Consider the following 14,795-nt stretch of genomic DNA (forward strand, 5'->3'; position numbering starts at 1 on the left):
AATAGCTAATTGAAGGCAATTTTAAAATTGCATTCATATAAAAATAAAACAAGTTATGCCGCAATGGCTGCTGGAGCGCCCCTATATGTCTACAAACTCATCTGCTAATGTCGTGATCAAGCAAGCTGACTTTATTGAAAGCATTGCTGATTCTCTGCAGTATATTTCGTATTACCATCCTAAAGATTTCGTTGATGCAATGGCTAAGGCCTACGATCGTGAAGAAAGCGAGGCTGCAAAAGATGCCATCGCACAGATTTTGATTAACTCACGTATGTCAGCAGAAGGTAAACGTCCTTTATGCCAAGACACAGGTATTGTGACCAGTTTTGTCAAAATTGGTATGGCAGTGCAGTGGGACAAAACCGATATGACGGTTCAGGAAATGGTAGATGAAGGTGTACGCCAAGCTTACCTGAATCCCGATAACCCTTTACGTGCATCAATCGTTGCCGATCCTGCAGGTTCCCGCAAAAACACTCGCGATAACACGCCATCTGTAGTTCATATTGATATGGTGCCAGGTAATCATATTGAAGTCATGATCGCAGCAAAAGGCGGCGGATCAGAAAACAAATCAAAAATGGTGATGTTAAACCCGTCAGATGATATTGCTGCGTGGGTTGAAAAAACCTTACCGACTATGGGCGCAGGTTGGTGTCCGCCAGGTATGTTAGGCATAGGTATTGGTGGCACAGCTGAAAAAGCCGCGGTACTTGCAAAAGAGTCGTTAATGGACCCGGTTGATATCCATGAGCTAATGGAGCGCGGCGCTGAAACCACTGAAGAGAAGCTTCGTTTAGATATCTTTGAACGTGCCAACAATACGGGTATTGGCGCGCAAGGCTTAGGCGGCTTGACCACGGTACTTGATATTAAAATTAAATCAGTGCCGACTCACGCAGCGTCAAAACCTGTGGTAATGATCCCTAACTGCGCAGCAACACGTCACGTGCATTTCCATTTAGATGGCACTGGCCCTGCTGACTTAGTGCCGCCATCATTAGCTGATTGGCCTGAAATTACCCGTGAAGCAGGTGAGAATACTCATCGTGTTAATTTAGACACAGTCACTCAAGCTGAAATCGAAACCTGGAAAAGCGGCGATACCTTATTACTTAACGGTAAAATGCTAACAGGTCGTGATGCGGCTCATAAGCGCATTCAAACCTTGATTGAATCAGGTGAAGGTTTACCTGATGGCGTCGACTTTACTGGTAAATTTATTTACTACGTAGGGCCTGTTGATCCAGTAGGCGATGAAGTTGTGGGCCCTGCAGGCCCAACAACCGCAACCCGTATGGATAAGTTCACTGATCTTATGTTAGATAAAACGGGCTTAATGGGCATGATTGGTAAGTCTGAACGTGGGCCACAAACCGTTGAATCAATCAAAAAACACAAAGCCGTTTATTTAATGGCTGTCGGCGGCGCTGCTTACTTAGTATCTAAAGCGATTAAGAAATCTCGTGTGGTGGCTTTTGAAGACTTAGGTATGGAAGCTATCTATGAATTTGATGTTCAAGATATGCCGGTTACCGTGGCTGTGGATACTCAAGGCGTTAATGCCCATGAAACAGGTCCGGCAATTTGGAAAGTTAATATTGCTAATGCCAAAACCAAATAAGCGTTAATTTTAATTTCACGTTATGGTTTTTGTGGTTAATTTCGTCAAATAGCGCAAATAATCTCGCTCAGGTTTGGATTGTGTCAAAATCCTATTGCCTGAGCGTTTTTGTTTGGGTAGTGTGCTATCAGTACTTATTATTGGTATTTTTGAAACAGTGTACTTTCAGTCTGTAAACTGTTTGATAACAGCATTTCATCGATTAATCATTTTGCTGTGATGTAGCACTAAAAAATAACACAGACATTGGTAACACAACAAAAATTAAAAAGAGAACTTCATCAAATGAAAAAATCGTCAATTTTACTCGCTATTGCAACTGCAGGCTTTGCCTTGTCAGTACAAGCAGCAGAGCCTGCTAAAACCCCCTTTAATGTTCAACAACTTGTAAAGTTGAATAAGCTTCATTCTGCCGCTGTATCAAATGATGGCAGCAAGTTAGTGTATGCCGTTAAGTTAATTGACGAGCAGGGCGACAGCAGCTCTGATTTATACTTACTGGATCTGAGTGATAAAAATGCTAAGCCAGTTCAAATTACCTCACATAAAGGCACTGAACATGACGTAACTTTTAGTGTTGATGGTAAATCAATTTACTTCTTAGCAGCGCGTAACGGTTCTAGTCAGTTATTTAACTTAGCCTTAACTGGTGGCGAAGCGATGCAAGTGACTGACTTACCATTGGATATCAATGGCTATAAGTTATCAAATGACGGCAAACAAGTTGTCATGAACATGCGCGTATTTCCTGACTGTAAAGACTTAGCTTGTACGGTTGATCGTATTGAGGCTGAAGAAAACAAAAAGACCACGGGTCGTGAATACAAACAACTCATGGTTCGCCATTGGGATACATGGGAAGATCACGCCCGTAACCATTTGTTTGTCGGTCAGCTAAATGGCAAGCCAGTAACAGATGTTGTTGATGTTACCCAAGGTTTAGATACTGAAACCCCGCCAAAGCCTTTTTCAGGCATGGAAGAGGTGACCTTTACCGCAGATGGTAAACACATTGTTTATAGCGCCAAAGCCCCAAGCAAAGATCAAGCATGGACGACCAACTATGATCTATGGAAAGTGTCTGTTGCTGGTGGCACGGCTGAAAACCTAACGCCAGATAATAAAGCATGGGATGCACAACCGACTTATTCTAAAGATGGTCGTCAACTGGCTTATCTTGCGATGAGTAAGCCTGGATTTGAAGCTGACCGTTACCGCATTATGTTGCGTGACACAGTTACTGGCGCAGAAAAAGAAGTGGCACCGTTATGGGATCGCAGCCCAAGCTCACTGACCTTCAGTGATGATGGCCGCACGCTTTATGTCACGGCGCAAGATGTAGGTCAAGTGACCATCTTTGAAGTTAACACTCAGTTTGGTGATGTCCGTCCGATATACAATGATGGCAGTAACAACCTTGTCGCAGTGACAGAGTCAGGGCTTATTTTCAGCAACAAATCATTAGTTGAGCCGGGCGACTTATATAAAATTAGCCTTGAAGGTGAAAACCTCACCCGTTTAACCAATGTTAATGAAGACAAATTAGCTGAAATTCAATTTGGTGAGTTCCAGCAATTTAACTTCAAAGGTTGGAATAACGAGACAGTACACGGTTACTGGATTAAACCTGCTAATTATGAAGCCGGTAAGAAATACCCAATCGCATACTTAGTTCACGGTGGCCCGCAAGGTTCATTTGGTAACTCATTCAGTGGTCGCTGGAATGCACAACTTTGGGCTGGCGCAGGTTATGGTGTGGTTATGGTCGACTTCCATGGCTCAACCGGTTATGGACAAGCCTTTACTGATTCAATCACCCAAGATTGGGGTGGTAAACCGCTTGAAGACTTGCAAAAAGGCCTAGCAGCGGTTGGTCAACAACAAAAATGGCTAGATACCGATAATGCCTGTGCATTAGGTGGCTCATATGGCGGCTACATGATGAACTGGATCCAAGGTAACTGGAGCGATGGCTTTAAGTGTCTTGTAAACCACGCTGGTTTATTTGATATGCGTAGCATGTACCACGTAACAGAAGAGCTTTGGTTTCCTGAGTATGAATTTGGTGGTACATACACTGAAAATAAAGAACTATATGAGAAGTTCAATCCAGTAAACTATGTTGAAAACTGGAACACACCAATGTTAGTGATCCACGGTGAGAAAGACTACCGCGTGCCTTATGGGCAAGGACTAGCGGCATTTACTTACATGCAGCGCAATAACATCCCATCAGAGCTATTAATGTTCCCTGATGAGAACCATTGGATCTTAAATCAAGATAACCTACAGCAGTGGTACAAAAACGTACTAGGTTGGATGGATCGCTGGACTGAAAACAAATAGTTTTACGGTTAGGCGAACAAAAAAGAGATGCTATTTAGCATCTCTTTTTTATGGGCTGAAAAATTAATTACTCTGAAATGGGTAATTTTTCAGCTAGATAGTTTCGAGGCTTGTTTTATCGACTATATTGAGTTCTGTAGATGGGCACTTTTGAGCCGTTTTAGTAATACATACAAGGTAAGTTAATCTTCTGCGTGAACCCGTCATTTTTCGATGACCATTTTTATGACAGATCCTAGTACGTTTACTCATAGTGTTTACCCATAGTGATTTCAATCTACTTACTGTCGTTAATAACGCCGATTAAGTAACTAACATTCAATAATGAGGTTTATTGTAACAGTACAAAGCTTGATGATGAATTTTTATAGCGCTTTTTTACTCGATTATGTCATTAAATTTCATTTATGTCGTAAGTGGTGTTTGTAGACATTGAATTTTGTTAATTGGCTCCGAAAAGCTATTGTCGTAAAAGTAAATTAAGGTCAGATTAGGTTTATTATTAACTAGCTCATATTTGTAAGAAAATACATTTGTAAAATGCATAAAAAGCAGTAGAGTTGCGCGATTATTTTTTTGACCACAAAACCATTGATATAGAGGGTAAGCTCGTGGATTTAATGCTTTACGTTAAGTTTTTCTTAGGATTGATAGCAATTATCAACCCTGTGGGCTTATTGCCTGTGTTTGTGACCTTAACCAGTCACCAAACTGAGGTAGAACGTAACCATACAGGTAAAGTGGCAAACTTTGCCGTGGTGATTATTTTGTTAACCACGATTTTTATTGGAGAGCATATTTTAAATATGTTCAGTATCTCTTTATCAGCCTTTAGAATTGCCGGTGGCAGTTTGATTGCGATCATCGCGATGTCTATGCTGCAGGGTAAATTGAGCCAAGTGAAACGTAACCAAGAAGAAGACCGTGAAGCATCAGGCATGGAGTCGGTTGCTGTGGTACCACTGGCATTGCCATTAATGGCTGGTCCTGGCGCCATTAGTTCAGTTATTGTATTTTCTTCTACTAATAACTCATTGGTGGACATGATAGGTATGTCCATTACGGTGATTATTTTTGGTTTAATGAGTTTTGGTTTGTTCAGAATGGCACCGATTATTTTTAAGTTGCTAGGTACAACAGGCATTAACGTCATCACGCGTTTAATGGGGCTGCTAATGCTTTCAATTGGTATTGAAGTGATAGCTGCCGGTATTAAAGGTTTATTCCCAACGCTAATGAGTTAATAACGTGCTTTATTTAATCAATCGAGCAACGGAATTGCTCGATTTGAACAGCAAACGTCCAAGAGTTTGTAAAACATCGATTTCTGCTTGACCTCAAATACGCATTTGCGTAAAGTACCGCTCGTTCTACAACATAAGGTTTTTCATAATTACCTTATATTCAATAGTGTTAGCTTATAGCAGTATAGATAAATAGAACCGTGCCACTCACACGTTAAAATGATTGCAACAAATTAGGTGACGTGTCCGAGTGGCTGAAGGAGCACGCCTGGAAAGTGTGTAAAGGGCAACCTTTCGAGAGTTCGAATCTCTCCGTCACCGCCAAATTCTCCAAGCTATTTTTATTTAAATCCCCAAGTTATTATTTAAACCTCTAAGCTATTAATTAAATCCTCAAGTTATTCTTTAATTTAAAAAATTGATTTGTTTTAGCAAACTCAGTATAAAAACTAGGATTTTATTAATGCTTAGTATTTTTATACTGACATCAGCAATTAATCATCACTATAAAATTATCCCTCATAAAGACTTTGTCAGCCTTAACACTGTTCTATCATCTACATTTAGTGTCGTCGATATGAATTTGACAAGTCAAAGCGTGACTTATTTGAGTCTTGTACCTTTTGAGTCTGTTGCTATTTTGTTGTATCAGTTCAATGATTTAGCTAAAATAATTTTCCTTTCGATTTTGTTTTTAGCGGCGTTAAATTAATTTAGGTATCTAATTAAAGGGGATTTTTATATGTTCGCACAAATTTTTATCGTTTTTGTAGGCTTAGCCAGTTTGATTTTAGGTATACAAGATGGCGATTATTTATGGGCTTTTTGTGGGCTGATTATGTTTACAGCTTCGGTTGTAACACTCTATTACCTTAAAACGGGTAAGGTATTTGGCGACGATAAAAACAACCAATAAATGATTCACTTGAACGATTAAAGCAAATACTTTTAAGGATAATAATGATGAAATGGCTATTTATTTGTCTATTTACTTGCCTATTGGCGCTGACAAGTGTGTTACCCGTCGGGGCAAATGATACTGTCATTCAGCGCGCTTATGAGTCTAAAAGCGGCGATGTTCAAGTTAACGGCAGTGGTCGTGTGGTTCATATTCTTGCTGATGATAATCAAGGCTCAAGGCATCAAAAATTCATTCTAAAACTCAATAGTGGCTTAACCTTGCTGGTAGCCCACAATATTGATTTAGCCCCGAGAGTTTCAAATTTGCGTGTTGGTGACCTTGTTGAGTTTTATGGTGAATATGAATGGAGCAAAAAAGGCGGGGTGATCCATTGGACCCATGCAGATCCTGCAGGGCGACACGCCGAAGGCTGGTTAAAGCATGATGGTACTACCTATAAATAATTAATGTTTTTTTAGTTTTATTAGATCAACAAGGAAGTTTTAAATGAATATTAGTATCACCAACAGAAATCTACTACTGCACATCTTAATCAAAGGTGTTTTACTTTGGGGGATCTCAACTGCGATTTTATTCCAGTTGATTATGCACTTAACAGGAGAAGAACACTTTTTTGATGGCATAGTGCTATCTTTAATTACTTTTCCTATTGGTGGTATTTTTTATGGTTATTTAACTTGGCGATTGCAGCATAAATCAAAAAAATAGCTTTATATATTATAACGGCCATATAGGTCGTTCATTTAGTGGAGTAAAGCTTGAACATTACTAGAGATAGCGTACTAACGCTGGCGACATTTTTCTCACTGGTTATCGTATTTTATGTTGTAGGCTACTGGTTAATTTTTAGGATGGGTCAAGCAACACCGCTAATGCTCTCTGTTGGCGCTGCCACTATCTTAACGTGTATTATTCGTAAGCGGAGCCTTTCAGGTCTTGGTTGGCACTGGGGGCAGTGGAAATACCAATGGCTAAGTTATCTTGTTCCTTTTGCCATCGCGTTAATGGCATACCTGTTGGTTTGGTTATTAGGTGTCGCAGACTTTTATGATGCTGATTTCTTGTTTACACAAAAACAAAAGTACAATTTAGTTCATTGGAACGACGCCAGTATATTTTTATTTCATTTTATATTAGTTGCGACAATCAGTTTTTTTGTGTCTTTACCTTCGATATTAGGCGAGGAGATTGGCTGGCGTGGTCTACTTGTGCCTGAGCTGTCTAAGTTTATGTCTTTCACTGGTGTTGCCCTCGTGAGTGGATTGGTTTGGTCCGTATGGCATTGGCCACTGATCATCAAAGGCTTATATGGAAATGATGTCACTCCTTTATATTATCAGCTCATCATTTTCAGTGTTTTTATCATTTCAACTGGGATGATAATGACTTATCTGCGGTTGAAAACAGGTAGTTTGTGGACTGGGGTGATATACCACATGAGTTCAAATATTTTTATTCAAAAAGTATTTACACCGATTACGCTGCAAAAAGCCGATTCGAGTTGGTATATGGATGAATTTGGTGTCATTACTGCGCTGGTAGCAGCTTGTGCTGCGTTTTATTTTTGGCGCAAAGGCAGGGTTGAATTCAATGATTTGAAAACGCTTTAAATTAAAAATGACTAATGCTATCTACGCATTTTAAACATTTATCTCTAGTCGATATTTAAGCGCTTACTCATAGTCAATTTTTGAATCGCTGATATGGCTTAACAATAAGCCATATCACTGGTTGATAAAACAGCCCAATCACTTCAAAAAAGCAGAATTTCAAATGCTTGGCCATTTATGCGCTAAAGTTAACTAGACTTTAAACTTAGTTGCTAATCCGACTAAACCTTAGCAGACATTTTAGCCAGAACGTTTAACTCATAGTGTGTCAGGTCACATCAAGGGCAGCTTTTGCCAGAATAGACAGCAAGTTGCCGCTAAATAAAGTAAAATAACCTTTCATGTACTAATGAAGTTTGTTCTAAATGAGGATTAATGAATAGCAATAACGATAAATATAGTATAGACAATACCGATTACACAGTCGGACAAGATAACATTCAAAAGTGGGGCTTTGACGTCCACAACCCTGTTTTTGGGATCAGCGCCTCCTTAATTGGACTCTTCTTAATCGCCATTCTCTTGGTTGAACCAGAAACATCAAAATCTGTATTAGATGGCATAAAATGGAAAATTATAGGTACTTTTGATGGCCTATTTATGTGGTCTGCCAATCTGTTTGTGTTGTTTTGTTTGGCAATGATCATTTCGCCATTTGGTAAAATTCGCTTAGGTGGTGATGAAGCCAAGGCCGATTACTCAATGTTGTCATGGATAGCCATGCTATTTGCCGCGGGAATGGGCATTGGTTTAATGTTTTGGGGGGTAGCAGAGCCTGTAGCTTATTTCACTGGCTGGTATGAAACACCACTTAATGTCGAGCCAAACACACCTGAAGCTGCGAAGTTAGCACTGGGTGCCACCATGTTCCATTGGGGCTTACATCCATGGGCCATTTACGGTGTAGTATCACTATCACTTGCTTTTTTCGCTTATAATAAAGGCTTACCGCTTTCAATGCGTTCAGTTTTTTACCCAATATTGGGCGATAGAACTTGGGGTTGGCCAGGCCACGTTGTTGACATTTTAGCGGTACTTGCCACTTTATTTGGTCTGGCGACATCCCTCGGCCTTGGGGCTCAACAGGCTGCCAGTGGTTTTCACCATGTATTTGGTATGGATAATGGCTTAATGCTGCAAGTCGGCATTATCGTGATAGTGACGTTAATTGCTGTGGTTTCTGTGGTTCGCGGTATTGACGGTGGTGTAAAAGTTATCAGTAATGTCAATATGTTGTTGGCGCTGGCATTAATGTTATTTGTTATATTAGTGAGTTTTGCGGTTTCTATGGGTACCATTCCCATGACCGTAATGGGCTACATTGAAAATATCATTCCTTTAAGTAACCCAATGGGTCGTGATGACGAAGCTTGGATGCATGGTTGGACCGTGTTTTATTGGTCTTGGTGGATATCATGGTCTCCTTTTGTAGGTATGTTTATAGCGCGTATTTCCCGTGGCCGTACCATCCGTGAATTTATGATGGCTGTATTGATTGTACCTACAGTGGTGACAACCTTGTGGATGTCAGTATTCGGTGGCGTTGCGATTGATCAAGTGGTCAACAAGATTGGTACCTTAGGTGAGAAAGGCTTAACAGAAGTGCCTTTAGCGATGTTTGAGATGTTTGATGCATTGCCAATGGGCAATATATTATCGTTATTGGCCGTTGTATTGGTACTCGTATTCTTTGTAACCTCATCAGATTCTGGTTCACTGGTGATTGATAGCATCACATCAGGCGGTAAAGTCGATGCACCCGTTCCTCAGCGTGTATTCTGGGCCTTTATTGAAGGTGCGATTGCTGCGGGTCTACTTTGGGTTGGTGGCACCCAAGCCATTGAAGCATTGCAGGCTGGTGCGATTTCAACGGCTTTACCATTTACCATTATTTTATTGGTGATGTGTGTCAGTTTGATTATGGGTCTGCGAACTGAAAAAAGGCCTGGGTTAAGGAGCTAACCTAAACCTAAATCAAAACCAAAGCCCAGTTTCACTTGTCATTATTCAAGTGAAACTGGGCTTATTCGATCTATACCCATAGCTTTTTTATCGGTGTGTCTGGGCTAAAGTGGTACTGAATTTGAGCTTGCAGTAATTCAGCGGTTGCGATGGCATCGGTTAATGCATCGTGTGGTGGATAGGTGGGTAGATTGTATCGGCTACGACTATTAGCAAGTCGAATTGATGCTGGGCGAGTGTTTCTCAGCCAATCTAAAAAGCTTCGGGGTTTTGCCTGTTGAATATTAGCTTCGAGCTGCATGGTATCAACTACAGGGAATACAATCCCTTCGTTTATTAAACTGCGAAGTGCGGCGTCAAAAAAATCTCGTTCTATTCTGCGATAATGCACTACCACAATTTTGCCTGCCAACTCATCTAATAGTTGTTCTAAAATTCGGAGTAAATCAGGTGCGCCTTTTAAGTCTGAATGGGTAATACCATGGATGATGATGGAGTCTTCTTTGAGTTTATCTTCTGGTGAGATAAACCAATGTTTCGCCTTTCGACAGGCGATGCGATCTAAGGTAAACGGCACCAAACCTATACTAATAATGCTGTTTTGGTTGGCATCTAAGCCAGTTGTTTCGAAATCTACAGCGACAAATTCAATATCTTTCAGTTTGATTTCTTCGTGGTAAGTGCTGGCATTATAGAATTTTTTTAATCTGCTATCTTTACTTTCTTTGGCTTTGATTTGCAAAAAAGCTTTCCAGTTTAAAATTTCTTGGTTTGTAAAAAGTCGCATTAATTATCCTTGCATGCTGCTAGCACTGTAGCGGAACTTTAAAAAGTTTTGCGCACTGCTTAGTACCAAAAAAGCATCTTTTAAATTACGTCTTTCAAAATCAGACATGTTTTCAGGTTCAATATTATTATCAGGTTCTTGATCCGATTGAATATCTAATGCTTGATGGCGAATGCGAACTAAAGAGATAAACTCCATTGCATGCTGTAAATCTTTACCTTTTGACGGCGGTAAAATTCCGGCTTCGATAATGTCTTCTAAGCGATCAAATGAATTTTGCGATTGTGAGCCAATGGCGAGGGCGTGGACACGGATAAGATCAGCTAATGGCGCGGTGCCACGGCGCTTTAAATTAATTGAGTTGTTATGGCGACCGTCTTTTTCCATGACAAAGTCTTTAAAAAAACCCAGTGGTGGGGTGCGATTAATGGCGTTTCTTGCAAGGCAGGCTAAAAAGCGATTATTCTTTTTTGCTTTTCTGAGTATAAAGGCGTTGAGCTGTTCAGCCCATTTGGGTCTACCGTATACCCCATAAAGATCAAAAAAGATTGAGCAGTTTAATAGTGCTTGAGGCTTTGGATTATCAATCCAGTCGGCAAAACACTCTTCCCATTGGGATTGGGTTTTTCGATACTCTGGATTTGTTGCCATTATGTCACCGGTGCAATAAGTGTAGCCACAGGCAGCTAAACCATCACATACATAGGTGGCTAATTGCTTAAAGTATTCACCATGAAGTGATTCTTGATATTGATTATCTAAAATAATCGCATTATCTTGATCCGTTACAATAAGTTGCTCATCACGAGCCATAGAGCCTAATGCTAAAAAACAATAGGGCACGGGTGGCGGTCCTAATCTTTCTTCAGCCAACTCCAGTAAACGCTGCTTAATACTTCTACCAATTTCAGACATGGCGCGACCCACCATGTGTGAGTTTGCATCTTCGTTGACCATACGCACAAAACAATCTTTAAGCTGATGTGACAAGATAATTAAGTCATCAATACTGTTTTGCTGAAAAATACTGCTAACAATCAATAAGCTGTTTTGGGATTCATAGCGAATAATGTCACTGACTTCAATTAAACCAATAGGTTGTTTGTTTTTTAATATCGGTAAGTGATGAACGTTATACCTGAGCATCAGCAGCATGGCTTCAAAAATATAGGCGTTATGATCTAAAGAGATAAGCTCGGTGGACATGACCTCTGCAACTTGGGTTTCTACATCTAACCCTTGGGCGAGCACCTTTGCACATAGATCTCGCTCAGTGATGATTCCCACAAAGCTATTACCACCTTCATCGGCAAGATTGGGGTCGTTAATAATGGCCGCTGATACATGCTCTTCAGACATGGTTTTAGCCACGTTTTGAATGGTGGTAGTAATGGGTAGCATCACAGGTTCGCGACTCAGTAGCGTTTTAACCTTCGAAGTAGTGAGTGAGTTAGCATCGTCGCTATTGTCCTCAACCGCTTGCTGTAAACGAATGCTACCTTCGACCTCAACAAAGTCAGCAAAGGCGTCATAGCGCTCGCAAAAGTCTTCAAAAATACTTTCAGGAATACAGTAGAGTAGGGAGTCTTTTAGGGATTTTGCAGGTAAGCGTACTTTATTATTGGTCAGTAGCCCCATTTGGCCGAATAAGCCTCCTTGATCAAGGCGGTTATACAGTTCCCCTGAACGTCGGTAAACCTCCACGACACCACTGCGGATCATATAAAGTTCGTGTATTTTATCATTAAAATCAATGATCATACTGTTAGCACGACTATAGGATATCTCGACACTTTGTGATACTTCGATTAATGCCTCTTCTGGCAATTGATCAAAAGGTGGGTACTGGCGGATGAAGTTACGAATTTCAAGTAGCTCGACTTCCATTATTCGCTCGATATTAGGGGGATTTGAATAGATGTTAACTAGTATATGGCATATATAGGTGATCTGCAGCTTGGTGGGTCGCAGACTGGTATTAATATCTAAATATTTTCATCGTTTTAAAATAATAGCAGCGAAATATCGTTAATCTTTAACCATTCAATCAAGTCTGTTGTAAAAGCTTAGTCATGGTCATACAGTCGATTTTATGTCTTTGCTCATTAGCGGCTAAAAACCACCTCTAGGTCTTTTTAATGGTGGGTAAAATAGATGCCGCGCCCTCGTAGAAGCCAAATTAGCCTAGAACTATTACCAACGAGATAACCCTTATTGCCATTGTTGCAGCCGTGTGGTTGGCCGTGCATTCTTTTAGAGTAAAGAGTATGTGGTGGTGATAAATACACAGGTAACAACTATGACCACAGACGTGGCTGGGTTGAATCACTCATTCTTGAACTGACAGACGTGTTTGCCATTGATGTAGCGGCTTATGCGGTGATGTCTAATCATCTGCATGTGGTGTTACACATTGATATTGAAACAGTAAATAACTGGAGTGACCGCGATGTGGTGATGTAATGGCATAAGTTGTTTAAAGGCGATGGGTTAACCCAAAAATTTGCTAAAGGTCAGCTCATTGAACCTCACGAGGTAGTAAGGTAAAAGCACAGCATCGCTATTTACCGTAGCCGCTTATGTGACATCTCTTGGTTTATGCGCTGCTTGAATGAACCGATAGCCAGACAAGCCAATCAAGAGGATAACTGCTCGGGTCGATTTTGGGAGGGCAGGTTTAAATCTCAAGCGCTTTTAGATGAAGCGGCAGTTTTAGCCAGTATGGCCTATGTGGACTTAAACCCTATACGCGCCAATATGGCCGCCACACCAGAGCAATCAGACTACACCAGTATCCAACAACGAGTAAAAGCGGTAATAAAAGGTGAGCAGCCTAAAACCTTGTTGCCATTTATTGGTAATGAACGTGCTAACCAACCCAAAGGCATTGCATTTTCATTAAAGGATTACCTTGAACTAGTGGATGATACAGGGCGCATTATTCGTGATGATAAACGCGGTGCAATCAGTCAAAGCAGTGCGAAGTTACTCACCAAGCTTAATATTCCACAACAAAACTGGCTTAAAATCACCACCGAATTTGGTCAGCTATTTCATGGCCCAGTGGGCTCACTGCAAGAGCTAACACAATACTGTGAGCATTTACAAAAACGGCGACGGCACTTTGCTACAAGCTGCCAGTATTTTCAGTAAGCAGGCACGTTAAATAGGTTCAATATAACTAATATCACCAAAGTTAAACACTCAATAACCATCATCCTTGGATGGTTGCAAAATGACGGCTTAAAAACGGTAAATTAAGCCGAAAACGCCCAAATATCATCATTATCAACCTTCCAAGCCCACCACCAAACGGCACAGGCTACTTAATGAAGCGTGTTCACTTGTACATCGTTGCAAAGGTCGTTATGTTATTGATTAACAATGGCTGTGTTATTTGTTTTATATAAATGAAGTATAAAGTTGGTGGTCGTAAAACATTTTGCCCCAAAATAAGTTGGTGCTAGCAATGGGATAATCAGCATAACCTTACTTTTTCTAATCGATTATGACCGCCTTACTTGTCGTCCAAATGACTGGTTGCCTATACAGGTATAACTGATTTTCTCCAAATTGAGATAATTCTGGCGCCAAAGGATGCGTAAAATGAGCTTTTTACGCATCGATAATTTTGTAACATTCGAGAAAACCCATACATATCAATCTACTGCGAAATTTTTTAAAGTGTTGTATAGACCGCGTAAACAAAGACGCATTCTTTTTCCGGCAGTATTTTGAGCATTACTTACGTATTCGCGAAAATATTCGATTTACAACAGGGACTTAGCGGTGGTACCTTTGAAGTTTGAATTGAGCAGCCTGGAACATTATTGTGCTGCTATTGAATAAGCTGTTAGCTACAAGGAGTGTTAAATGTCGTTTCAGGATAAATTAGAGGCTGCACAAAAGGAGCTTGGTGAAGCTAATATATGGAAAGCCAATCATAATCCTCCGATTTCTGTATTATTAAGAAAGCTTGGATTTAATATTCGTCCATTTCATTATTGTTCATTCATGAGTAACTTTCTTAGCGCCTCTATATGGTTTGGTGGCGCATGGGGGCTTCTTATGTGGTTTACTACTTGGCAATCTAGCGGTATGACAATTAAAGCGGCCTTATTAACTAGTTTGTTTGCTGGAATGTTTTTCGGTTTGTTTATGGCGCTATATTACAAACACAGTGCTAAGAAAAATAACTTAAGTGACTGGCAGACATTGTAGCTAACAGATAAGGATAGGCCGCGCGTAGCCGCGTCCTTATCCCAAGTGTTGAACAAGCCCGAGTGATACCTTTATA

At 40.4% G+C, this 14,795-nt stretch carries 11 protein-coding genes, 1 tRNA gene and 1 pseudogene; 11 read left to right on the forward strand and 2 right to left on the reverse strand.

Annotated features, from left to right (window positions below):
• Positions 1-85: 85 nt before the first annotated feature.
• From Q4591_RS18170 to Q4591_RS18210, 9 genes are all read left to right on the forward strand, one after another.
• Complete coding sequence (locus Q4591_RS18170) at positions 86-1,627, forward strand: fumarate hydratase (RefSeq protein ID WP_303462315.1); 1,542 nt, start codon at positions 86-88, stop codon at positions 1,625-1,627.
• 285 nt (positions 1,628-1,912) lie between these two features.
• A complete protein-coding gene (locus Q4591_RS18175; protein ID WP_102438144.1) occupies positions 1,913-3,973 on the forward strand; it encodes a S9 family peptidase in 2,061 nt (686 codons plus the stop codon).
• A gap of 611 nt (positions 3,974-4,584) precedes the next feature.
• Positions 4,585-5,217, forward strand: coding sequence for a YchE family NAAT transporter (locus tag Q4591_RS18180; protein ID WP_102438165.1), 633 nt, complete (start codon positions 4,585-4,587; stop codon positions 5,215-5,217).
• A 236-nt stretch (positions 5,218-5,453) separates the two neighbouring features.
• Positions 5,454-5,541 (forward strand) — tRNA-Ser (locus Q4591_RS18185).
• 418 nt (positions 5,542-5,959) lie between these two features.
• A complete protein-coding gene (locus tag Q4591_RS18190; RefSeq protein WP_157936124.1) occupies positions 5,960-6,133 on the forward strand; it encodes a hypothetical protein in 174 nt (57 codons plus the stop codon).
• A 47-nt stretch (positions 6,134-6,180) separates the two neighbouring features.
• Positions 6,181-6,582, forward strand: a complete 402-nt coding sequence (locus Q4591_RS18195; protein WP_303462328.1) for a DUF3465 domain-containing protein — start codon at positions 6,181-6,183, stop codon at positions 6,580-6,582.
• Positions 6,583-6,625: 43 nt separating this feature from the next.
• Positions 6,626-6,847: a hypothetical protein gene (locus Q4591_RS18200; RefSeq protein WP_303462319.1), complete on the forward strand. Its 222-nt coding sequence runs from the start codon at positions 6,626-6,628 to the stop codon at positions 6,845-6,847.
• A gap of 50 nt (positions 6,848-6,897) precedes the next feature.
• Positions 6,898-7,749: a CPBP family intramembrane glutamic endopeptidase gene (locus Q4591_RS18205; protein WP_303446194.1), complete on the forward strand. Its 852-nt coding sequence runs from the start codon at positions 6,898-6,900 to the stop codon at positions 7,747-7,749.
• A 375-nt stretch (positions 7,750-8,124) separates the two neighbouring features.
• Positions 8,125-9,711, forward strand: a complete 1,587-nt coding sequence (locus Q4591_RS18210) for a BCCT family transporter (protein WP_102436208.1) — start codon at positions 8,125-8,127, stop codon at positions 9,709-9,711.
• Between the two features lie 70 nt (positions 9,712-9,781).
• Here the strand turns inward: Q4591_RS18210 and Q4591_RS18215 are convergent, their stop codons facing one another.
• Together Q4591_RS18215 and Q4591_RS18220 are read right to left on the reverse strand one after the other, a co-directional pair.
• A complete protein-coding gene (locus Q4591_RS18215) occupies positions 9,782-10,498 on the reverse strand; it encodes a 3'-5' exonuclease (RefSeq protein WP_102436210.1) in 717 nt (238 codons plus the stop codon).
• Positions 10,499-10,501: 3 nt separating this feature from the next.
• Entirely contained in the window at positions 10,502-12,385 is a 1,884-nt protein-coding gene (locus Q4591_RS18220; RefSeq protein WP_303462322.1) for a DUF294 nucleotidyltransferase-like domain-containing protein, read from the reverse strand.
• 267 nt (positions 12,386-12,652) lie between these two features.
• On the opposite strand from Q4591_RS18220, the pseudogene Q4591_RS18225 reads away from it, so the two are divergent.
• Positions 12,653-13,651: pseudogene (locus Q4591_RS18225) on the forward strand (transposase).
• Positions 13,652-14,371: 720 nt separating this feature from the next.
• Positions 14,372-14,719, forward strand: a complete 348-nt coding sequence (locus Q4591_RS18230; RefSeq protein ID WP_303462324.1) for a DUF6404 family protein — start codon at positions 14,372-14,374, stop codon at positions 14,717-14,719.
• The last annotated feature ends 76 nt before the right edge of the window (positions 14,720-14,795 follow it).

The organism is Shewanella sp. 3_MG-2023, from assembly GCF_030548765.1.
In the GTDB taxonomy this organism is placed as follows: Bacteria; Pseudomonadota; Gammaproteobacteria; order Enterobacterales; family Shewanellaceae; genus Shewanella.